The sequence below is a fragment of the Mycolicibacter senuensis genome (assembly GCF_003284925.1).
In the GTDB taxonomy this organism is placed as follows: domain Bacteria; phylum Actinomycetota; class Actinomycetes; order Mycobacteriales; family Mycobacteriaceae; genus Mycobacterium; species Mycobacterium algericum_A.
Genome location: NZ_QMEX01000016.1, coordinates 13984 through 35792, shown reverse-complemented (window position 1 = coordinate 35792; position 21809 = coordinate 13984). Strand labels below are relative to the sequence as shown.

The window sequence follows — 21809 nt, the reverse complement described above, 5'->3', positions numbered from 1 at the left end:
CGTTGAGCCGGTATAGCGAGTCTGGCCGAGCGGTCTCTCGCGCCGCCTCACCACATAGGGTGGTACTTGCTCTGCGATGGAGGTATTTCGCCCCCGTGCTCTTGGCCCCGCCGCGTCGACGCTCCATAGTGAGACCTGCCGAGGCAGCGAGGAGCTGGAATGAAACTTGTGGCAGATCACCCGAAACACCACGGGGTGGCGTGGTGTGCGGGCCCGCGTTGACGCGGGTACCACTGCGATGAGCGGTGGTGTGGCCGCGCCTTCGGTGATCGGGGTCGACGACATCATTGCCGGGATCAAAGCGGGGCCCGGCGGGCCAAAGGTGGCCGCCTTCTTCGACTTCGATGGGACACTGATCGCGGCACATTCGATCAGATCTCGGTATAGCCACCGCGCGCGCAACTTCGAACTGGACGAGTTGATGCGCACGCTGCGAGTAGCGCCCGCCGGGCCGCTCGACGAAGACGCGTTCACCGATCTCATGCTGCAAGAAATCCGCGGCTGGGCGGGTCGCACCGAGAACGAGCTGATGGCACTCGGCGAGCAATTGTTCGCCCAGCACCTTGCCGGCGCACTGTTTCACGGCGCCTGGCGGCTGGTGCGAGCCCACCAGAACCGCGGCCACACCGTGGTCATCGCGACTTCGGCGACCCGGGACCAGGCTGCGCCGACGGCCCGCGAACTGGGTATCGGTCACATGCTGTGCACCGAGCTGGAGACTCGCGACGGCGTGCTCACCGGCCGTTTGGCCGGCCGGCCGCTGTGGGGTGCGGAAAAACTCTCAGCGGTCCAAAACTTCGCCCGGTGCAAGGGGATCACGCTGAACGCCAGCCACGCCTACGCTGACGGCGGGGAAGACGTGTCACTGCTCGACGCGGTCGGGTTTCCGCATCCGGTCAACCCGGCGCCGGCGCTGGCGCGCTGTGCCGGCGAGCGCGGTTGGGATGTCCTGCGGTTGCCAGCCAACCGCACCCAACTGCATCCGGTGGCGCTGGCCCGGACGGCGGCGTTGTACGGCAGCTTTGTGACAGCCGTGGGCGCCGGCGCAGTCGTCGGGGCCCTGACCAGGGACAGTCGGGGTGGAATGGACCTGACCACGTCCGTGTTCGGTCGGGTCGGCTCACGTGTGGGCAATATCGGGTTTGAGGTCATCGGGCAGAGGCACACCGCGCGCCGCCCGGCGGTTTTCTTCGTCAACCACCAGAGCACGCTGATCGACGCGCTGGTCGCCTCGAGGGTCATCCAACGCGGATTCACCCTGGTGGCCAAGGCGGAAGTCAAGCAGATTCCGCTGCTCGGACCGCTATTGGCGCTGGCCGATGTCGCATTCGTGGACCGTTCCGACACGTCGAAAGCGATCTCGGCGATGCAACCCGCGGTGGACAAGCTGCGCGCCGGGGTGTCAATCGCCATGTCGCCGGAGGGCACGCGCTCGTTCAGTCCGCGAATCGGTGAGTTCAAGAAGGGCGGGTTTCACCTGGCCCGCGACGCGGGCGTTCCGATCGTCCCGATCGTCATCCGCAATGCGGGCGAAATCATGTGGCGGCACGCGAAAATCGCGCAGGAAGGCACCATCGAGGTTGTCGTGCACGAGCCGGTACCCACCGCCGGTTGGTCTCGCCGCGAGCTTGACGAGTGGGTGGCCCGCATGCGTCAGCTCTACATCGACACTCTCGACGATTGGCCGGGCGGCGACGCCGGGAAGGCATGGTCGGAGGCGATCGTGCAGGCCAGGGCGAACAGGCGACCATGACCGTGCTGCCGGATCGTTTGGCGCGACTGCTCCGAGTCGACGAGTCTGTCACCGCGAGGTCGCGGGAACAGGCTGAAGCACTGTTGAACTCCGATGAATTCCTTCGGGCCGCAGCGCAATTGGCAGCACGACTGGGTCGCGATGTGGCCGATGTGCGGGCCGAGGCGGCCGGCTACGTGCACGAGATGGCGGCCACCCACGTTCCGTTCGTGGTGCGAGCCTGGCAAGTGTGGTCCGCGTGGATGCTCCGAGGGTTCCGGGTAGTCGTCGATGACGACGATCTGGCCGAACTGCGCGAACTCCACCGCGACCACGCCCTGATCTTCTTGATCTCGCACCGCTCCTACCTGGACCAGTTCTCCTTCCCCCTTCGCCTGACGCAGGCCGGTATATCACCGACCTTCGGGCTTGCCGGCGCAAACCTCAACTTCTTTCCGCTGGGCATGTTGGCCCGGCGCAACGGATTCATCCCATTGCGGCGTGCGACGGCAGACATTCCGGTGTACCGGTTGGCGTTGCGTGCCCTGGTCGGCCAGATCGTGGCCCGTGGCCGCAACCTGGCGTGGTCCATCGAAGGGGGCCGGACCCGCAGCGGCAAGCTGCGGCCTCCCCGATACGGGCTGTTGCGCTACGTGACCGACGCAGTCGAATCTCTGCAGTCGCGGTCTGCTCTTGCCGTTCCCGTATCAATCCTCTTCGACCAGTTGCCGTTACACGAAGTCAAATTGATGACGTCGGAGTCGCGCGGGCTTCCCAAGAAGCCCGAGAACGTACGCTGGCTGCTCAGCTACGCGCGTGGCCTGCGGCATCGGCTGGGACGGATCTACATCGACTTCGGGGCGCCGGTCCCGTTATACGAGCGGATGGGCGCCCTTCGTGACGAGGGATTGTCCGGCAGACAGGTGGTCGAGCGCATCGCACTGGAGGTCTGCCACCGCCTCAACCAGGCCACGCCGGTGACGGCGACGGCCGCGGTGTGTGTCGCGATGCTGGGGGAAGATCGTGCCCTGACCCTTGACGAGGTGTGCGCCACGGTCGCACCGCTGGCAGGCTACCTGCGTGCCCGCGGCTGGCAGGTCGCCGGCGGCGCCAACCTCACTGATCGTGCAACTGTGACCCAGACACTGCACGATCTGGTCGGCTCCGGGGTATTGACCTGCTACCGCGGTGGGCCCAAGACGGTGTGGGGCATGGGCGCCGATCAGCATCTGATCGCCGGGGTCTATCGCAACAGCGCGATCCATGTCCTGGTGATGAGGGCGATCGCCGAACTGGCCTTGCTGGCCATCGTGCGGACACCGGGAGCCACCAAACGCACCGGCTGGGAAAGGGCCCTGGCGGCACGTGATCTGCTCAAGTTCGACTTCTTCTTCGCCGGCCGCGCCGGGTTCGCCGAGGAGCTGTGGAACGAGTTCGCCATTATGACCGGACGCGAACCCGACCCGGCTAGTCCGGTCGATGCCGTCCAGGCCGCGCGGCTGCTGGAAGACAGTGACCTGCTGGTCGCTCATCTGGTGCTTCGGCCATTCGTCGACGCCTATCGCGTGGTGGCCGAGGAACTGCTGACCCTCGGACCGGATCGCCAGCTGCGGGAACAGGAATTGCTCATGCGGTGCCTTCGGCTGGGGCGGCAATGGTCGCTACAGCACCGCATCACCGAGGAATCGGTGTCGGCGGAGATGTTCGCGACCGCGGTGAAGATGGCACGCCATCGCGGGCTTCTCGACACCGAGGGCGGGCTGGACGAAATCACAGACCGCAGAGCTTTCTTGGTGGGAGAGCTCGATGAGCTGCAGCAGTCGATCAGTGAGCTGGGCCGGATGCGACGCGAGAGAACGAGGCCGGATGTGACGCTTTATCGGAAACCAACCGAACCCCTGCGACGAGGAGGCTTGTGACGATGGACAAGGTGGTGGTGACTGCCGCGGAGGCCGTTGCCGACGTGACGGACGGGTCGTCGCTGGCGGTGGGTGGATTCGGGTTGTCAGGCATTCCCGAGGCGTTGATCCAGGCGGTGCTCGACCTCGGAGTCCGGGATTTGGAGACCGTGTCCAACAACCTGGGGGTAGACGGGATCGGCTTAGGGCTGCTGTTGCAGCACAAAAGGATCCGGAGAACCGTCAACTCCTATGTGGGGGAGAACAAGGAGTTCGCGCGACAATATCTGACCGGTGAGCTGGAGCTGGAGCTGACCCCGCAGGGAACGTTGGCGGAACGGTTGCGTGCCGGCGGGGCCGGCATCCCCGCGTTCTACACGCCGACAGGCGTCGGGACTCAGGTGGCCGACGGCGGTCTGGCCTTTCGGTACCACCCGGACGGGACAATCGCTGTCGCCTCGCCGGCGAAGGAGACCCGCGAATTCGACAGTGCCACGCACGTTCTAGAACGGGCGATCCGTACCGACTTCGCCCTAGTGCACGCCTTCAAGGGCGACCGACACGGCAACCTGGTCTACCGCCGGGCTGCCGGAAACTTCAATGCGGACTGCGCCGTAGCGGGCCGCATCACCATCGCACAGGTCGAGCATCTGGTCGAACCCGGTGAGATCGACCCTGCCCAAGTGCATACGCCCGGGATTTATGTGCACCGGGTGGTGCACGTTCCCAACCCGCCCAAGCGAATCGAGAAGGAGACCGTGCGCCGATGAGTTGGAGCCGCGAAGAGTTGGCTGCCCGGGTGGCAGCCGAACTGCATGACGGGCAGTATGTCAACCTCGGCATCGGGTTGCCCACGTTGATTCCGAGTCACATCCCGGCCGACGTCACCGTCGTGCTGCATTCGGAGAACGGAATCCTGGGAATTGGGCCCTACCCACGGCCCGAGGATCTCGATGCCGATCTGATCAACGCCGGCAAGGAGACGGTGACCACTGCGCCTGGCGCCTCGTTCTTTCCGTCCTCGGCCTCGTTTGCGGTCATCCGCGGCGGACACCTCGACGTCGCGGTGCTGGGTGCAATGCAGGTTTCGGCGGCGGGGGACCTGGCTAACTGGGCGATCCCTGGCAAGATGATCAAGGGTATGGGCGGGGCGATGGACCTGGTGCACGGTGTGGAGCGAGTTTTCGTGATGATGGAACACACCGCCAAGGACGGCAGCGCCAAGATCGTAGAGCGCTGCACGCTGCCGCTGACCGGCAAGCGATGCGTGAACCGCATCTTCACCGATCTTGCTGTCATCGACGTCACCGACGACGGGTTGCGTCTGATCGAGACCGCCCCCGGTGTCGGTGTCGACGAGGTCGTCGCGAAAACCGAACCGCCCTTGATTCTTCCGATCACGGTCGGTTGACACCCGCAGCCTCGTTCCGTCGTCGGCGATGGCCGCGCACAGCGGCGCGGTCAGAGCTGGTTGACGACGAAACGAGGTTGATCGGTGATCAGGTGTTGCGCCATTGCGGCGACCGCTTCTCCTTGAAAGCGGACACCCCTTCGGCAAGGTCGTCGGTGGTGAACGCCAACGCAAGCTGGGCTTGCAGGTAGTCCAAGGCTGAATCCAAGGACAGGTCCCGGGTTGCGGCCAGCGCCTTCTTGCCCATGCCGAGCAAAAGTGGTGACTTGCCGGCAATCTCGGCGACCCAATCGCGCACAGCACCGTCAAACCCGGCATCGGAGACCACCTTGTTGACCAGACCGGCGGCCGCCGCCTCGGCGGAGGTGAGCAGCCGGCCGGTCATCAGCAGCTCGTTGGCGACGAGCCGTCCGGTCGCGCGGAAGATCAACGCGGAGATCATGAACGGGAATGCGCCCACATTGATCTCCGGGCAGCCCAACCGGGCCGATTCTTTGGTGATGACCAGGTCACAGGCCAACGCGATGCCCAGCGCGCCGGCTAGCACGTCACCGTTTGCGGCGCAGATCACCGGTTTGTCAATGCTGGTGAGTGTGCGGAAAAGCGTCGGGAATCGGGACAGGCCAGCGTATTTCACGATTGTGGCTCGCTCATCGGTAAAGGCGTCGAGGTTGCCGCCGGAAGAGAAGACCCGTTCATGCGATGAGGTGAGCACGATGACCCTGACCCGCGGATCGGATGCCGCGCGCTGCAACAGTGCGGTCAGCTGATCCAGCAGCGCATCAGACAACGCGTTACGCCGCGCGGGATCGTCCAGGATCAGGTAGGCGGCCAGCACATCGTCGGGTGTTTTCGGGTGGGTGGGCTCGAGTCGGTAACCGACCAGCTCGGCGGGCGTGCTCATGGTGGTTTCTCCTAGACGTCGGTCTAGCGGTGGGTGAAGTTGGGTGCGCGCTTTTCGGTGAACGCGGTCATGCCTTCGGTTTGGTCGTCAGTCGCGAACGCCGAGTGGAACAGGCGGCGCTCGTAGAGCAGCCCTTCGGCCAGGGTGGATTCGAAGGCCCGGTTGACGGCTTCCTTGGCCATTCGGGCTGCGGACAGGCTCATCCCGGCGATGGTGGCGGCGACCTTGCCGGCCTCGGCCAGCAGGTCGTCGGCCGGCACCACACGAGACACCAAGCCGGACCGCTCGGCCTCGGCGGCGTCGATGGTGCGGCCGGTCAGGATCAGGTCCATCGCCTTGGCTTTGCCGATGGCCCGGGTCAGGCGCTGGGAGCCGCCCATGCCCGGAAGCACACCCAGCTTGATCTCCGGCTGGCCGAATTTGGCGGTGTCGGCGGCGATCAGCAGGTCGCACATCATCGCCAGTTCGCAGCCGCCGCCCAGGGCGTGCCCGGCCACCGCGGCGATGGTTGGGGTTCGTACCGCGGCCAGCTTGGACCAGGCGGCGAAGAAGTCCGCGGCGAACACCTCGGCGAAGCTCAGATCGGCCATCTCTTTGATGTCCGCTCCGGCGGCGAACGCCTTGGCGCTCCCGGTGATGATGATGGCCCCAATGCCCGGGTCGGCATCGAATTCTGCTGCGGCGGGGGTGACTTCGTTCATCACCTGGCTGTTAAGGGCGTTGAGCGCCTGCGGCCGGTTCAGGGTGATGGTGCCGACGCGACCGTCGCGGTCGACGAGGATGGTTCCGTAAGTCATGGGTTCTCCTTAGAAGGACAGATCGGGTTCGGCGGGGACGAAATACGTTTCAATGTCGGCGGCGGTCACCTCGGCCAGCGTCGCCGGAGACCATTGCGGATTGCGGTCCTTGTCGACCAACTGGGCGCGGATGCCCTCCGCCAGGTCATGGGAGCGCAGCGACGCGCACGACACTCGGTATTCCTGGAGCAGCACGTCTTGCAGGGTGGCGAGCGGGCCCGCCCGACGCACCGCCTCCAACGTCACCGCGCACGCGACCGGGGACCGGGTGCCGATCAGTTCGGCCGCGGCGTTGGCGTCGGGGCTGGCGTGGCCGGCCAGCGCGTCCACGATCTGCGCGACGGTGTCGTGGGCGTAGCACTCGTCGATCCAGTCCCGGTGTGCGGCCAGTGGGCTCGGCGGCGCTTCGACCGCGTGGGCGGCCAGGGCGGTGTCGACGCCGTCGGTGATGATCGCCGTGGTGAAGCCCTGCAGCGCGGTGTGCGGCACGTAGTGGTCGGCGAAACCCAGTGCGATGGCATCGGGGCCGGTGAACGGGGCACCGGTCAAGGCGGCGTGCAGGCCGAGTTGGCCCGGGGCCCTCGACAGCAGGTAGGTGCCGCCGACGTCGGGGATGAAGCCGATGCCGACTTCGGGCATGGCCATTTTGGTGGTGTCGGTGACCACCCGGGTGTTGGCGTGTGCGCCGACTCCGACGCCGCCGCCCATCACGATGCCGTCCATCAGCGACACGTACGGTTTGGGGAACTCGCCGATGGCCGCGTTGAGCAGGTACTCGTCGTACCAGAAGCGTCGCGCGTCGGCGCCGTCGGCTTTGGCGCTGTGATAGATCGCGACCACGTCACCGCCGGCGCACAGTCCGCGCTCGCCGGCCCCGGCCAACACCACCGCGCGCACCGCCGGATCGTCGACCCAGGCAGACAGTGCCGCGCTCATCGCGGTCACCATCGGCAGGTTCAGCGAGTTGATCGCCTTCGGACGATTCAGGGTCAAAAACCCCACCCCGTCCACAACACGAGCTAAAACCTCGTCGGCGACACCAGTCGTCTGCATACATCTCCATCGATTCGTCTGGTTCGAGATTGACGCAACCGCACTTGCGTTGCGCCGCACCGCGCCCGGATTCATCGGGCGAAATGGCGACTGGCGTCGCCGACTTCCACGGTAATTTGCGGTTGGTGGGGGAGTCATCCCCCTGAGGGGAGATCTTTGCGGCCCGAGCCCCCGGCAGTCGCCGCCAGATCGGCGAAACCCCGCCGCCGAACCGCGTCTCGGGTGGATGATGTCGATGGCGGTGTTCGACGATCGAAGGATGTTCGATGGGGCGCTATTTGTGGCAGGTGCGCTACTCGGCCGAGGGCGCGCGAGGATTGCTCGCGCAGGGTGGCAGCGCGAGACGTGACGCCATCGTCGCGATGGTCGAAGGTGCTGGCGGCCGGGTTGAATCGTGTTACTTCGCTCTGGGTACCGATGACCTGATCGTCATCGGCGAGGTGCCCAACGAGGTGACCGCGGAGGCGCTGAGTGTTCAAACGGCCGCCTCCGGAGGCGCCGTGTCGCGCGCCACCCCACTGCTGACACCCGAGCAGGTTGACGAGGCGACCAAGCTCGACATCCGGTATCGCCCGCCCCGCGTTTAGGAGCCCGCGTCGGCGAAACGTGGCCGCAGGTACCCCTTTCGGGACACCAACATGCCCCGTTTGGAGCTCACGAGCACCGGTTGCAAGTGATTGCATGGGTGCACCGTCGGCGTTGCGCTGGACGCCCGCGGACACACCGACGCGATCACGCGTTCGGCGCAACCGGGAGGAGCGATGTCGATGGTGTCTAGCGGTCACTCGTTGGCATCGTGGGGCGGGCCGGCCGACATGAGCGCCTGGGAGGCGGTGATGTGGCGCGCCGAGGGGGACCACCGCACCCGGTCAGCCGGGGTGGTGGTCGAGATCCTCGAGGCCGAACCCGAGTGGGGCCGGCTGGTGGCCGCCCACGACCGATGGATCCAGCGCATCCCACGGCTCCGCGAGCGGGTGGTGGCACCGTCGCTGCCGGTCGTGACGCCGGCATGGTCCCCCGATCCGCACTTCGACCTGGACTACCACCTGCAGCATGTCCGGCTGCCGGAGGGCGCCGCATTGGACGATCTCTACGCGATCGTGTCGGTGCTGGCGGCGCGCCCCCTGGACGTGCAGCGCCCACCGTGGGAAGCGATGCTGGTCGGGGGTCTTCCAGAAGGCCGGGCCGCCTATCTGTTCAAGGGACATCACAGTCTCACCGATGGGCTGGGCATGATGCAGTTGATCGATGCCACCCACGGTCATGGTCCCGAGACCGGGGAGGTGTACCCGCTCTCCACACCGCCCCCGAATCGCACTGAGTCACCGTCGGGCCTGTTGGTCAGGCGGTTGTTGTCCCACACCGCCGGTACGCCGGCCGGGCTTGTCCGCCGGGCCGTGCGGGTGGCCGCCCGCCTCGCCGCCGACCCGGTCGAGACGTTGACAGACGCCGTTCGTTTCGGAAATTCGTTGCGCCGGATGTTGACTCCGTCCGGCGCGGAGCGTTCCCCGATTCTTCGGGATGGCGGGACCGCGTATCGGTTCACCACGGTGGAGGTGCCGCTGGCCGGCTTGAAGTCCGCCGCGCGAGCAGCGGACGGGTCGGTCAACGACGCTTTCCTGGCCGCACTGCTCGGCGGGATGCGCCGCTATCACGAGACGCGTGATATCAGGTTGGAGCACCTTCCGATGGCCATTCCGATGAGCCTGCGCACCGCTGACGATCCGCTGGGGGGCAACCGATTTGCCGCCGCACAGTTCGCCGCTCCGGTGGGCGAAGCGGATCCGCGGAAGCGGGTGGCGGCAATCCACCGGTTTGTGGCCGATGCCCGCACCGAACCCGCACTCGGTTTCGTCGATCTGATCGCCCCGCTGCTGAGCGTGCTACCCGGCCGGGCACTCACCCAGATCGCTGCGCAGCTGACGGCGGCCAACGATCTGCAGGCCTCCAACCTCGGTGGCGTAGCCCGTACCCTCTATCTTGCCGGGGCCAAAGTGTCACGGCTCTACGTGGTCGGACCGCGACCGGGGGTGGCGGCGATGGTGACGATGCTGTCCTATGAGGGGACCTGCTGCGTCGGTGTCAATTTCGATCCCGACGTGATCACCGATGTCTCGGTGTTCTCCCGCTGCCTGCACGAGGGCTTCGACGAAGTGCTCGACCTTGCGGGTGAACACACCATACGTCGCACCTGACTGACTGCGCGGGCAGGCCTTGTCAGTAAGAGCGGGGCAGCCGCAAGCTGTGCTGGGCGACGTAGTTGAGAATCATTTCGCGGCTGACCGGCGCGATGCGCAGCAGGCGAGCCACTCCCCACTGGGGAACCAGCCCGTATTCGGCGCTGAGCCCGTTGCCACCGTGCAGCTGAATGACATGGTCGACCGCGCCCAGGGCGGCTTCGGCGGCAGCATATTTCGCGATGTTGGAGGCTTCACCGGCCGGCAGGCCGTGCTGGTAGAGCCAGGCCGCCTTGGCGGTCATCATCGCGGCCAGATCGACGTCGATCTTGGCCTTGGCCAACGGGTGCGCGATGGCCTGGTAGGAGCCGATGGCCGGACCCCAGACCGACCTGCTTCGGGCATAGTCCGCACCCTTGCCGACGGCGTAGCGGCCGATACCGACGCAAAGCGCAGCACCGGTGATGCGTTCTGGATTCAGGCCGTCGAAAACCTGACGGAATCCGGCGTGCTCCTCGCCGATCAGCGCATCGGCCGGCAGCCGTACCTCGTCGAAGTGCAGCGTGAATTGCTTCTCGGGCAGCGGAATACCCACCGGAAGGTGGTGTTTCACCAGGCCTGCGGCATCGGTGGGCACCAGGAACAGCGACAGCGCCGAGCTGTCGGTGCCCTGATCGTGGCCGGTACGGGCGACGACGATCAGCGCGCCGGCTTCGTCGACGCCGGAGATGTAGTACTTGGTGCCGGTCAGTACATAGTCGTCGCCGTCGCGCCGGGCGGTGGTGGAGATCCGATGGCTGTTGGAACCAGCGTCGGGTTCGGTGATCGCGAACACCACCTTGGTGGATCCGTCGGCCATCCGCGGCAGCCACTGCCGCCGCTGCTCGGCACTGCCGTATTTGCCGAGCAGTTCGCCCGAGATGGCACTGGACACCAGTAGCAGCAGCAGCGGGCAGCCACGCGCGGCGGTTTCTTCGCAGACGATGGCCAGCTCGGTCATGCTGGCGCCGCCACCGCCGTATTCCTCGGCGAAATTGATGCCGATGAAGCCGTGCTGCGCCAGCTCCTTCCAGAGTTCGTCGGTGGGCTCGCCCGCCACTCCGCGTTCGGCGAAATAGTCGGGACCGTAGCGGTCGGTGACCGCGGCGACCGCGGCCCGCAAATCCCGGTGTTCGGGGGATTCGAGGAAGTCCACTACCGCACCACAGTTCGGGGGCGCCCGGTACCGGGTGCGCCGGCGAACGCCTGAGCGATGTCGAGCCACCCGCCGGCGACGTCGCCCTTGACGACCAGCTCCGTGTCGGCCCAGTGCCGCCGCTGGGTCACCACGCCGACGAAATCCACGGCTCGGCCCCGGACGCGGTTGGCGGCGTCGGCGGGGCCCCATGTCCAGACTTCGCTGCCGTCCGGCGAACACAGTTCGACGCGAACCGGCTCGTCGGGGACGGTGCGGTCGTGCAACCGATGCGTGAAGGCGAACGTGCTGACACCCAAGTGGGCGATGCTGCGCAGGCCGGTCGATGGCGGGTGTGGCCGTCCGAGCGCGTCGTAGACGTCCTGGCCGTGTGCCCAGGTCTCCATCAGTCGCGCCGTCGCCGAGGACGCCACACTCATCTCGGGGCCGAACCACGGGATCCGGCGGCGCGGGTCCTCACCGGTGAACGTCGTCACCAGCGTCGCCCTTGAACGCGAAAACCATTCGAACAGTTCCGCGACGTTGTGCGAACGGAACTGCTCGGCAACGCGATCCGGAAAGTCCATACCTCCCGACATGTGACCGTCGGCGACCCGGCGAAATTCCGACGGATCGGTGATGGCCAGCACCGCGACGTCGTCGAAGTAGGCCAGGTGCGAGATTTGATCACGGATCGCCCAGCCCGCAGCCGGTGTGGGCTCCTCCCACTGCTCGGCGTGCAGGCCATCAAGGCAAGCCAGCAGCCGGTCGGATTCGTGCTGCAACTCGTTGAGCAGCTTGGTGAAATCCAAAGCCATCAGGCGTCTCCCGCCTCTGCGTCCTGGACAACGGCCAGCACCTGACCGGAGTCGACTTGCTCACCGGCGGTGACCTGAACGCTGGACACGATCCCGTCGACCGGGGCCCGTACCGCGTGCTCCATCTTCATCGCCTCCAACACCAGTACCGTGGTGCCGGCGGCGACGTGTTGACCTTCGGTCACCTCGACTCGCACCACCGAACCAGGCATCGGTGCCAGCAGCGAGCCGGCCTCCTGCAGGGTGCTCGGATCCGGGAAGCGTTCGACCTCGCGCAAGGTCGTCGATCCCAGTGTCGAGTCCACGAAATGGGCGGGGCCGCAGCGAGTAACACGGTAGCGACGGCGGACCCCATCGAGCTCGGCGTCCACCACGGTGCCGGAGGACCGGTTGATCCGCGCCGATTCGGGTCGCCAATCACCGACGGTCGCGTCGAGCCGGCCGCGCTCAAAGCGATACGTCACGTCGATCCGGTTCTCGTCGACGGTGAACGAGATGGCTTGCGGCGCGCTGGGCAACGTGCGCCAGCCCGACGGTAGCCCCGGCAGGGTCGGGGTGCTGCTGCGGCGCTCGGCCTGAGCGGCGATGGCAGCGACCAAGGCGTGGACGCTCGCGACCTCGGCCGCATCGGAGCGGCCGGCCATCAGCACGGCTGGATCGTGGCGCTGCAGGTAGGCGGTATCGATGGCCCCGGAGAGGAATTCGGGTTCACGCAAGATGCCGACCAGCAGGTCGCGGTTGGTGTTGACACCGTGGATCACGGTCTCGCGCAGCGCTCGCGCCAGCCGGCTGCAGGCCTCGGCGCGGGTCTGGCCGTACCCGATCACTTTGGCCAGCATCGGGTCGTAGAACGTGCTGACCGTGGAGCCGGAGGTGAATCCGCTGTCCACCCGGGTTCCCGGCAGGTCGGGAAACTCCAGGGTGGTCAGTGTTCCGGCCACCGGGATGAAACCGCCGGCAACGTCTTCGGCGTAGAGCCGGACCTCGACGGCGTGGCCGTCCGGGGCGGTATGCAGCATTTCCGGCGGCAGCGGCTCGCCGCCGGCAACGAGCAGCTGCGCGCGCACCAGGTCGATTCCGGTGACCAATTCAGTCACCGGGTGCTCGACCTGCAGCCGGGTGTTGACCTCCAGGAAGTAGAAAGAACCGTCCGGGGCCATCACGAATTCGACGGTGCCCGCCCCCTGGTAGGACAATGCCTTTCCGGCGGCGACCGCGGCGCGGCCCAACTCGTCGCGCAGCGACTCGTCGACGGCGGTCGACGGCGCCTCCTCGACGATCTTCTGATAGCGGCGCTGGATTGAGCATTCGCGTTCGCCGAGGTGCACCACGGTGCCGTGGCTGTCCCCGAAGATCTGCACCTCGATGTGTCGCGGCGATTCGACGAACTTCTCCAAGAACACCGTGCCGTCGCCGAACGCCGAGGCCGCCTCGCGGCGCGCGCTGTGCACCGCTTCGACGAGATCGGCCTGGTCGGTGACGATACGCATGCCGCGTCCGCCGCCGCCGAAGGCCGCTTTGACCAGGATCGGGAACCCGATCTGTTCGGCGGCAGCCAGCAGGCGTTCGGGCTGCTCGTCGTCGTCGCTTTCGACGGTGGCGCCCGGCAGCACCGGTACCCCGGCCGCCTGCATCATCGCCTTGGCTTCGATCTTGGAACCCATCGCGGCGATGGCTTCCGGGCTGGGGCCGACGAAGGTCACGCCCGCCTCGGCGCACGCCCGGGCGAATTGTTCGTTCTCAGAAAGAAACCCGTAACCGGGATGAATCGCGTCGGCGCCCGTGCGCCGGGCGGCGTCCAGCACCAGGTCGGCCCGCAGGTAGGTGTCGCTGGGCGCGGTGCCCGGCAGGTGGACGGATTCGTCGGCCTGCAACACATAGGGCGCGTCGCGGTCGGCGTCGGAGAACACCGCGACGGTGCTGATGTCCATCTCGCGGGCGGTGCGGATGATCCGCGATGCGATCTCGCCGCGATTGGCGATGAGTAGCTTGGTGATCGATGCCATGACAGTCCTCACATTCTGAACACGCCGAAGCCGCGGCGGCCGGTCACTTGGGTGGAGTGCGCCGCCGACAGCGCCATACCGAGCACCGCGCGGGTGTCGCGAGGGTCGATCACCCCGTCGTCGTAGATGCGCGCCGAGACGAAGAAGGGATGCGATTCACGCTCGATCTGGTCCTCGATCTCCGCCGTTCGTTTCGCGTCGGCGTCGTGATCGAACGGTCTTCCGGCCGCAGCGGCCGAGGCCTTCCCGACAATGGAGAGCACACCGGCGAGCTGTTGGGCGCCCATCACCGCGAGTTTGGCGTTGGGCCAGCTGAACATGAACCGCGGGTCATAGGCGCGGCCGGACATCCCGTAGTTGCCGGCGCCGAACGATCCGCCCATGTTGATCGTGATGTGCGGCACGGTGCTGTTGGTGACGGCGTTGATCATCTTGGCGCCGTCTTTGATGATGCCGCCCTGTTCGTATTCGGTGCCCACCATGTAGCCGGTGACGTTCTGCAGGAAAATCAGCGGGGTGTCGATCTGGTTGGCCAGCAAGATGAATTCCGTGGCCTTCTTGGACTCTTCGCTGAACAGCACACCGCGGGTGTTGGCCAGGATTCCGACCGGGAAACCGTGGATGGACGCCCAACCGGTGGCGATGCTGGTACCCCAGCGCGGCTTGTATTCGGAGAAGCGGGAACCGTCGACGATTCGGGCGATCACCTCGCGCGGATCGAACGGCACCCGGGAGTCCCCGGAGGCGATCCCGAGCAGTTCCTCGGCGTCATACAGCGGGTCGTCGGCCGGCATTGTGGGGCCCGGGCCGAGCTTGTGCCAGTTGAGGTGTTCGACGATGTCCCGCCCGATACGGATGCAGTCCACCTCGTCGACGGCGAAATAGTCGCCCAGACCCGACACCCGGGTGTGCATGTCGGCACCGCCGAGGGCCTCGTCGTCGGCGTCCTCACCGGTTGCCATCTTGACCAGGGGCGGGCCGCCGAGGAACACCTTGGCCTGCTTGTCGACCAGGACGGCGTAGTCGCACATGCCGGGCACGTAGGCGCCGCCGGCGGTGGAGTTGCCGAATACCAGCGCGACCGTCGGGATGCCCATCGAGGACAGTTCGGTCAGGTCGCGAAAGATCCTGCCGGCGTGCACGAACAGTTCGGACTGGGTCGGCAGGTCGGCACCGCCGGATTCCACCAGGTACACCACGGGCAGCCGATTGATCCGCGCGATTTCCAGGGCCCGCAGGTTTTTGCGCAGCGTATAGGGATTCATCGTGCCGCCGCGCACCGTGGGGTCGTGGGCGATGATCATGCACTCCACCCCGGACACCACACCGACGCCGGTGACGATCGCGGCACCGACGTTGAACTCGGTGCCCCAGGCGGCCAGCGGGGACAGCTCCATGAACGGGGCGTCACGGTCGATGAGCAGTTCGATCCGCTCGCGCACCAGCAGTCGGCCGCGATCGTGATGCCGCTTGACGTAACGCTCGCCGCCCCCGGCAGCGACCAGGGCCAACTGTTCGTTGAGTGCGGCGACGGCGGCGGATTGCACCTCGTAGTTGCAGCGATAGGTCTCCGAGGACGCATCGACTTCCGATGTGAGCACACCCATGCGGTTGCCTTCCAGGATTATCAGTTAGTGAATGGCAATACACTAACGCATGGGTGGGCTCAGCGAAAGGCCCAGTCTATACAGCGATTGCCCCGGGAACCTGGGCTGCTAGTTGGCCAACAATCACTACCTGGTGGCGGTCTCGGTGAGCCGTTGCCGTAGCCGTCCGCTGGCTTCCGCGTACTGCTCGGCGACCGTGCGCACCACCTCGGCCACCGGGGCGATCGCATGCACACCGGACACGCTGTGGCCGGCGCTCCATGCCGTGCGGTTGCGGATCAGCCGATCCTGTTCGAAGCCGCCCGGCTCGCCGGGATCCGCGTCGTTGTGGACGTCGAGCCAGCTGCGGAGCAGGCTGGCGGGTATCCCGCCAACCCGGCTGGACAGGGTGACGTCGTCGAGAGTCGAGCTGACCAGGGCGGCGCGGTAGCCGTCATCGGCCATGCTCTCGTCGGTCGCGATGAACCTGGTGCCCAGGTAGGCCAAATCCACGCCGAGTACCTCTGCCGCCAGCACCGACTGACCATCGCTGATCCCGCCGGCCAGCGTGATCGGGCCATCGAAGAAGTCGCGCACCGCCCGAACGAACGCGAACGGGTTGGCCCAACCGGTCTGACCGCCCGCCCCGGCGGTCAGGAGCACCAATCCGTCGACACCGGCCTCCAGCGCCCGCTCGGCGTGCGCGAGGCTGGAGACGTCGGCGTACACCTGGCAGCCGATGTCGTGCAATGGGCCGACCACTGGCGCGGGGGAGCCGACGCTGGTGATGACCAATTCGGCCCGGTGGCGGATCAGCAGGTCGAGGTCGCGGTCCCGGCGCCGGTTGCTGCGATGGACCACCAGGTTCGGCGCGACCGGCGCCGCGGTGGGCGGCAGTTCCCGGGCCATCCGGTGCAACCACGCGTCGAGCTGCTCGACCGTGGCGGCGTTGTGGGTCGGAAACGCGCCGATCACACCGTTCCGACTGGCCTCGATCACCAGGTCCGGGCCGGAAACGCTGGTCATCGGCGCCGCGATGACCGGAAGTCGGAGTCGATCCAACCAGGGATGACGAGCTGGCATAGTGAATTGAGAATAACTAATACCGTGTCGCCAGGGAAGGGCCCCCGGGTTCCGGGCGGCGATCGGTCGCCCCACGATATGGCGGTCGAGCGGCGCAGTCGTCCAGCGGGACGCTGAGGTCGCGAGCCGCCGCCGCAATCGGTGATGCGCCAGGTAGATGCGCGAAAGACGATGGGCCCTCGGGCCTTTGGCGGCAGTCGCGGGGCGCCCCCTGGGCCGGTGCGGCGCGGGGCCCGGGCGATTTGCGGCGCAGCTGTTGACAAAGTGATAGCGATCACCAATCATGTAGCCACTAGTAAATCGCGATCAGCATCGTGGGTGGGGAATCTTTATTCTTCTCGAGGGGAGACGGACCGATCAGTACCGGTGCGCAGGCGCAAGCCCCTGTGTTAGGTCGGGCGTTACCCGATACGCCGGCAGCCCGTGTGCTGCGCCAGGCGTTACCCGAAACGCCGGCCGGCTTCGCTGAATTGTGTGACCATCTGCGCGATGCGTGCGCGGCGACGCCGGCGCTCTCCGGCGACCAGCCCGGTGTGGCGCTGGACAAGGTGTTGGAGGCGCTGAGAAGGCTGCGCAGCGAACCGTCGCTGTCGCGAGTGATCGAACACGCGCCGCGCGAGTTGTGTGAAACCGGGCTCTTCGACCGGGTGATGTTCTCCCTGGTCCAGGGTTCCACCTGGCGCCCGCAGGCGCTGTACCGGTACGGCCCGACGGGTGAGGTGACCCGTGAGCTGGACCACCTGATCGACGACCTGGAGGTTCCGCTCGCCTCGCCGTTGTTGGAGGCGGAGGTGGTGCGGCGGCGGCTGCCCGCCCTGGTCGCCGATGCGCAAGCCGAGCCGCGGTTGTACCGGCCGCTGATCGAGCGGACCGGGACACCGGGGTACATCGTGGCTCCCGTGGTGGCCGAGTCCTTGGTGATGGGCCTCATCCACGCCGATACCCTCGGCCGGTCGTTGTCGTCCATCGACCGGGATCTGCTGCGGATCTTCGCCGACGGCGTCGGGTTGATCTGCGAACGTGCCGGCCTCGCCGGGCGGATCGAGCGGCAACGAGCCAAGGTCGCCGAGGTCTGCGAGGCCGCGGTGCGCTCGCTGCAGGAACCCGACACCAGGCCGTCGGTGCGCTCCGCCGCGGCGAAGAGTCGCACCGCGATCGCCATGACCCGGCCGGCGGCCGGCGAGCCGAGAATGTCCAGCAGGCTGGCTCGCTTGACTGCTCGCGAACGTGAAGTACTGGCGCTGTTGGCCAGTGGCGCGACGAATTCACAGCTGGCGGACCGGTTGACCGTTGCGGAGAGCACCGTGAAGTCCCATGTGAAACACATCCTGCACAAGCTCGGCGCCGGGAACCGCGCCGCCGCGATCGCCTGCTATCTGCGCGAAACCCACAACGACGAACGGTCGCCACGATGACGGTATCGATCGCACCCGACCGCACCCGGGTAGTCCCGGTATTGAAGGACGAATGGTGGTGCAGCGAAGTCAAATTGGCCGACCGTCTCGGCGCGTTGCGCGATCGTGTGCTCGCCGAGGTGGGCGCTGAACCGGCGCTGCCGGTCATCGAACGCGATGCACCGTGGCAGTCCGCGGAGACCGTCTCCGCGTTGACCCACCGTTGCATCGACCGGCTCCGCCAGACCCAGGGCACCGAACTCGAAACCGCCCACCGGCTGTGCGCGCTGATCCTGGATCTGCAGCAGCTGGCGATGGAGATATATCTGCACGACACCGCGATGCGGGGACAACGGCTGGCCGGCTGCGCCGCGGCGCTGAGCCGACTGCGTGGTATCCCGACCTCGGATGCGCTGCTGGAAAGCGCCTGCGAGGAGTTGGTGTCGCGCTGTGGCTTCCACCGGGCGGTGCTGTCCCGGGTGGAGAACTCCTATTGGAAGCCGCTGATGTTGCACGAGCGCAGCGCTGCAGAGTCGGGTTCGTGGTTCAGCACGTGGATCAACCAGACCGTGCCGATTACGCACAGCAGTCCGGAATCGGAGGTGCGGTCCCGCAGGCGCCCGTCGCTGGTGTACGACACCGAGAGCGCGCCGGTGTACCGCCCGTTGATCGTGCAATCCGGGAATTCCCGATCCTATGTGGTGGCTCCGCTGCAGCACGGCGACGACGTGGTGGGATTCCTGCACACCGACCACTACCCGCTGGATCGACGGGCCGACGAGTCGGACCGCGAAGTGCTGTGGGCTTTCGCCGACGGGTTCGGGCACATCTACGAACGCACGGTGCTGCTGGAGCGGCTGCGTGCTCAACGAGACAGCGTGCGCGAGCTCTTCTTCGGCGCCGTGGACCGCATCGACCAGCTGTGTGAGGCCGGAATGGACAGCGTGCGGCGCGGCCACGACGGTGACGGAGCGGGATCCGAAGTCGCACTGCCGTCACAGGAGTTGACCGACCGCGAGGCCGAGGTTTTCGACCTGATGATCACCGGGGCGACCAACCAGGCGATCGCGCAGCAGCTGGTGATCACCGAGGGCACGGTGAAGTCGCACGTCAAGCACATTCTCCGCAAGTTCGGAGCGGTGAATCGCGCGCAAGCGATCGCCTGGGCGTTGCAGCAGCGCGACAAGGCGAACTGACCGGTCAGCGCTCGACACGGGTGGTGCGCAGGTAGGCGCCGTCGTGATAGATCAGCGGTGCGGGTGCGCCGTCGACGTCCCGCTCGCAATGGGTGTGGGTGACGTACCCGATGACCAGGGTGGAATCACCGGCGGGAATCAGCTGCTGCAGTGTGGCGCGCAGCCAGGCCGGTGTGCCCGCAAGCACCGGTTCACCGGTTTCCAGCAGGCTCCAGGATGTCTTGTCGGCGAAACGGTGTTCGGCGCTGCGGGAGAACCGTTGCGCCAGCTCCAGCTGGTGCTCGCCGAGCAGATGGATCACCAGCGAGTCCGCCCCCCGCAGTGCGGCGATGCTGGACGAGGTGTGCGTGATGTTGAAGCACACCAGCGGCGGGTCCGCCGACAGCGACGCGAACGAGGTGGCGGTGAAACCGACCGGTCCGGTGCCGGAGTTCAGCGTGATGATGGCGACCCCGGCGGGGTGGCGTCGGCAGACGGCGCGGTATTCGTCGGGTGTAACGGCTGCGTGGGAGATGGAGGTGGTCATGCCGGCTCCTGACTTCCAGTTGTTCGGGCGGATGGCTGCGACTGGCGCACAGTCGCAAGCGGGTTGCCGACGGCGTCGAGACCCATCGTCCGAAGCTGGGGCAGCGCCTCGTCCAAGATCAGGTCGAGCGCCAATTGCGACAGCGGCATCAGCGTGACGCCGTCGGTGAGTTGCAGGGTGTGGATGTCGGCGATCAGCCCGGCCAATCCGGTCGCCGTGCCCACATATCTCAGCGTGTTCGGAGCTACCGGTCGCTTCAAGTCGGCCAGGGTTTTCCGTGCCGCGCACATGTCCCGGTCGATCACGACTTCGAGGTCGACGAGCACGGATGTCTCGTCGCCGCGTTCGGCGGCTTCGGCATGCAACGCCGCGGTCTTGCGCGAACACACACGCAGATCCGGCGCCTCGATTCGCACCACCGACGTGGACACGCACGCCCTGCCGGCGTCCATCGGCGAGGTCAGGTCGACCAGCGAGCCGTCGGGTAGCTGCAGTACCAGGCGCAACGGGTGCGCGAGCGTGATGTCGGCGAAAGCGGTCACGGTCATTCCTCGGGGTCGATCACGATCGCGAACGCGGTGTTGGCGATCCCGCCCGAGCGATCCAGGGAGATGAACTTCTCTTCGACGTACTCGTCGAGCGCGTTCGGTCCGCCTTCGCGGCCCAGGCCGCTCTCTTTGTACCCGCCGAAGGGGTAGGCCGGATGGATGACGTGCCAGTTGTTGACCCAGACCATCCCGGCTTCGAGCCGGCGCGCGACGTCGAGCGCGCGTTCTTCGCCGCCCCAAACACCGGCGGACAGACCGTAGTTCGTGTCGTTGGCGATCTTGACCGCTTCGTCAACCGAGTCGTAGGTCAGCACCACCAGCACCGGCCCGAACACCTCCTCGCGGGCCACCCGCATGTCGTTGGTGACATCGAGCAGAATCGTGGGTTCGATCCAGTACCCCTTGTCGAATCCCGGTCCGGATGGCATCCGCCCGCCCAGCGCCACCTTGGCGCCTTCGGCCTCGGCGATGCCGATGTAGTCCAGGACGCGGTCGCGCTGGGTCGCGGAGATAATCGGCCCGACATGGGTCGTCGGTTGCAGCGGATCCCCGAGGCGCAGGGTGGCGGCCCTTTTGAGCAGCCGGTCGACGATCTCGTCGCGCCGGTTCGACGGGATCAGCAGCCGGGTCCCGGCTTCGCAGGCCTCGCCGTTGTTGGCCATGCAGGCGAACAACGAGCCGTCGACGGCCGCATCCAGGTCGGCATCGTCGAGAATGATGTTGGCGCCCTTGCCGCCGAGCTCCAACGTCACCCGCCGGATGCTGTCCGCGGACTGACGCAGGATGCTCTTGCCGACCGCAGTGGATCCGGTGAAGGCGACCTTTCGGACGTCGGGATGCCCGGACAGGTGGGCGCCCACCGGCTCACCGTCTCCGGTGACGACGTTGAGGACACCGGCCGGTAGGCCGGCGGCGTCGAACTCGCGGGCCAATTCCAGCGGCAGCAGGGGAGCGTGCTCGTCGGGTTTGAGCACGACGGAGTTGCCGGCGGCCAGGGCAGGCCCGATCTTCCACACCGTGGTCAGCAGCGGGATGTTCCACGGGACGATCGCAGCGACCACGCCGATGGGTTCCCGGGCCACGAGGCCCTCGGCGGGAACCGGCTCGATCGCCGGCCCGCGCGTCTCCCATTCGTAGTCGGCGGTGATGGCCGCCAGGTACTGCAACTGGCCGATGGGCAGGCCGAGGTGAAAGGCTCCGGTGATCCGGATGGTGGCGCCGTTCTCGCGGCTCTGCAGCGCGGCGAGCTCGTCGCTGCGGGCTGCCAGACGTTCGGCGACGGTGTTGATCAGCGCCGCGCGTTCAGCCGGTGATGTCCGCCGCCAGGTCCCTTCTTCGAACGAGGCCTTTGCCGCGGCCACCGCGGCATCGACATGCTGCGTGGTTCCCTTGGCCACCGTTGCAACCAGCTCTTCGGTGGCGGGGCTGCGGATCTCGTACTGCTCGTCGGTGTCGATCCAGTTGCCGTCGAGATACAACGGGTAGTGGTTGGTGCTCACGTGAGAC

At 66.8% G+C, this 21809-nt stretch carries 19 protein-coding genes; 8 read left to right on the top strand and 11 right to left on the bottom strand.

Going from position 1 to position 21809, the window contains the following annotated elements; genetic code table 11:
• Positions 1–205: 205 nt before the first annotated feature.
• The 4 genes from DQP56_RS07240 to DQP56_RS07225 are packed head-to-tail and all read left to right on the top strand — an operon-like array spanning position 206 to position 5041.
• Positions 206–1753 carry a bifunctional HAD family hydrolase/lysophospholipid acyltransferase family protein gene (locus tag DQP56_RS07240; protein WP_234825542.1) on the top strand — a complete coding sequence of 516 codons (1548 nt, stop codon included), beginning with the start codon at positions 206–208 and terminating at the stop codon, positions 1751–1753.
• Positions 1750–3651, top strand: a complete 1902-nt coding sequence (locus tag DQP56_RS07235) for a 1-acyl-sn-glycerol-3-phosphate acyltransferase (RefSeq protein WP_165824929.1) — start codon at positions 1750–1752, stop codon at positions 3649–3651. The genes DQP56_RS07240 and DQP56_RS07235 overlap by 4 nt, the downstream gene beginning before the upstream one ends.
• Positions 3652–3653: 2 nt before the next feature.
• Positions 3654–4400 carry a CoA transferase subunit A gene (locus DQP56_RS07230; RefSeq protein ID WP_112684279.1) on the top strand — a complete coding sequence of 249 codons (747 nt, stop codon included), beginning with the start codon at positions 3654–3656 and terminating at the stop codon, positions 4398–4400.
• A complete protein-coding gene (locus DQP56_RS07225) occupies positions 4397–5041 on the top strand; it encodes a CoA transferase subunit B (RefSeq protein ID WP_112684278.1) in 645 nt (214 codons plus the stop codon). Before DQP56_RS07230 ends, DQP56_RS07225 begins: the two co-directional genes overlap by 4 nt.
• An 88-nt stretch (positions 5042–5129) precedes the next feature.
• On the opposite strand, the gene DQP56_RS07220 is transcribed toward DQP56_RS07225, so the two are convergent.
• Genes DQP56_RS07220 through DQP56_RS07210 form a run of 3 tightly spaced genes read right to left on the bottom strand, consistent with a single transcriptional unit; the run spans position 5130 to position 7795 of the window.
• Entirely contained in the window at positions 5130–5945 is an 816-nt protein-coding gene (locus DQP56_RS07220) for an enoyl-CoA hydratase/isomerase family protein (RefSeq protein WP_112684277.1), read from the bottom strand.
• Positions 5946–5968: 23 nt separating this feature from the next.
• The gene (locus DQP56_RS07215; protein ID WP_112684276.1) at positions 5969–6742 is read right to left on the bottom strand and encodes an enoyl-CoA hydratase; all 774 of its coding nucleotides are present in this window, start codon (positions 6740–6742) and stop codon (positions 5969–5971) included.
• A gap of 9 nt (positions 6743–6751) precedes the next feature.
• The gene (locus tag DQP56_RS07210) at positions 6752–7795 is read right to left on the bottom strand and encodes an enoyl-CoA hydratase/isomerase family protein (RefSeq protein WP_112684275.1); all 1044 of its coding nucleotides are present in this window, start codon (positions 7793–7795) and stop codon (positions 6752–6754) included.
• 266 nt (positions 7796–8061) lie between these two features.
• Here DQP56_RS07210 and DQP56_RS07205 point away from each other — a divergent pair, with 266 nt between their 5' ends.
• Together DQP56_RS07205 and DQP56_RS07200 are read left to right on the top strand one after the other, a co-directional pair.
• Positions 8062–8382 carry a GYD domain-containing protein gene (locus DQP56_RS07205; protein WP_112684274.1) on the top strand — a complete coding sequence of 107 codons (321 nt, stop codon included), beginning with the start codon at positions 8062–8064 and terminating at the stop codon, positions 8380–8382.
• A gap of 180 nt (positions 8383–8562) precedes the next feature.
• Entirely contained in the window at positions 8563–9990 is a 1428-nt protein-coding gene (locus DQP56_RS07200; RefSeq protein WP_112684299.1) for a wax ester/triacylglycerol synthase domain-containing protein, read from the top strand.
• A gap of 22 nt (positions 9991–10012) precedes the next feature.
• On the opposite strand, the gene DQP56_RS07195 is transcribed toward DQP56_RS07200, so the two are convergent.
• From DQP56_RS07195 to DQP56_RS07175, 5 genes are all read right to left on the bottom strand, one after another.
• Positions 10013–11167, bottom strand: coding sequence for an acyl-CoA dehydrogenase family protein (locus DQP56_RS07195; protein WP_112684273.1), 1155 nt, complete (start codon positions 11165–11167; stop codon positions 10013–10015).
• Positions 11167–11964: a TIGR03084 family metal-binding protein gene (locus tag DQP56_RS07190; protein WP_112684272.1), complete on the bottom strand. Its 798-nt coding sequence runs from the start codon at positions 11962–11964 to the stop codon at positions 11167–11169. Before DQP56_RS07190 ends, DQP56_RS07195 begins: the two co-directional genes overlap by 1 nt.
• A complete protein-coding gene (locus DQP56_RS07185; protein ID WP_112684271.1) occupies positions 11964–13970 on the bottom strand; it encodes an acetyl/propionyl/methylcrotonyl-CoA carboxylase subunit alpha in 2007 nt (668 codons plus the stop codon). Before DQP56_RS07185 ends, DQP56_RS07190 begins: the two co-directional genes overlap by 1 nt.
• An 8-nt stretch (positions 13971–13978) precedes the next feature.
• Complete coding sequence (locus DQP56_RS07180) at positions 13979–15577, bottom strand: acyl-CoA carboxylase subunit beta (RefSeq protein WP_112684270.1); 1599 nt, start codon at positions 15575–15577, stop codon at positions 13979–13981.
• Positions 15578–15703: 126 nt separating this feature from the next.
• Entirely contained in the window at positions 15704–16639 is a 936-nt protein-coding gene (locus tag DQP56_RS07175; RefSeq protein ID WP_112684269.1) for an NAD(P)H-dependent flavin oxidoreductase, read from the bottom strand.
• 425 nt (positions 16640–17064) lie between these two features.
• Between DQP56_RS07175 and DQP56_RS25180 the strand changes: the two genes are divergently transcribed.
• Both DQP56_RS25180 and DQP56_RS07165 read left to right on the top strand, forming a co-directional pair.
• Complete coding sequence (locus tag DQP56_RS25180) at positions 17065–18054, top strand: LuxR C-terminal-related transcriptional regulator (protein ID WP_234825540.1); 990 nt, start codon at positions 17065–17067, stop codon at positions 18052–18054.
• Positions 18051–19229: a LuxR C-terminal-related transcriptional regulator gene (locus tag DQP56_RS07165; protein ID WP_112684268.1), complete on the top strand. Its 1179-nt coding sequence runs from the start codon at positions 18051–18053 to the stop codon at positions 19227–19229. Before DQP56_RS25180 ends, DQP56_RS07165 begins: the two co-directional genes overlap by 4 nt.
• 4 nt (positions 19230–19233) lie before the next feature.
• Here the strand turns inward: DQP56_RS07165 and DQP56_RS07160 are convergent, their stop codons facing one another.
• From DQP56_RS07160 to DQP56_RS07150, 3 genes are read right to left on the bottom strand one after another with little or no spacing between them, the layout of a single operon-like run.
• Positions 19234–19755, bottom strand: coding sequence for a flavin reductase family protein (locus DQP56_RS07160; RefSeq protein ID WP_112684267.1), 522 nt, complete (start codon positions 19753–19755; stop codon positions 19234–19236).
• A complete protein-coding gene (locus DQP56_RS07155) occupies positions 19752–20297 on the bottom strand; it encodes a hypothetical protein (RefSeq protein WP_133258896.1) in 546 nt (181 codons plus the stop codon). Before DQP56_RS07155 ends, DQP56_RS07160 begins: the two co-directional genes overlap by 4 nt.
• Positions 20298–20299: 2 nt before the next feature.
• A complete protein-coding gene (locus DQP56_RS07150; protein WP_112684265.1) occupies positions 20300–21802 on the bottom strand; it encodes an aldehyde dehydrogenase family protein in 1503 nt (500 codons plus the stop codon).
• Between the last annotated feature and the right edge of the window lie 7 nt (positions 21803–21809).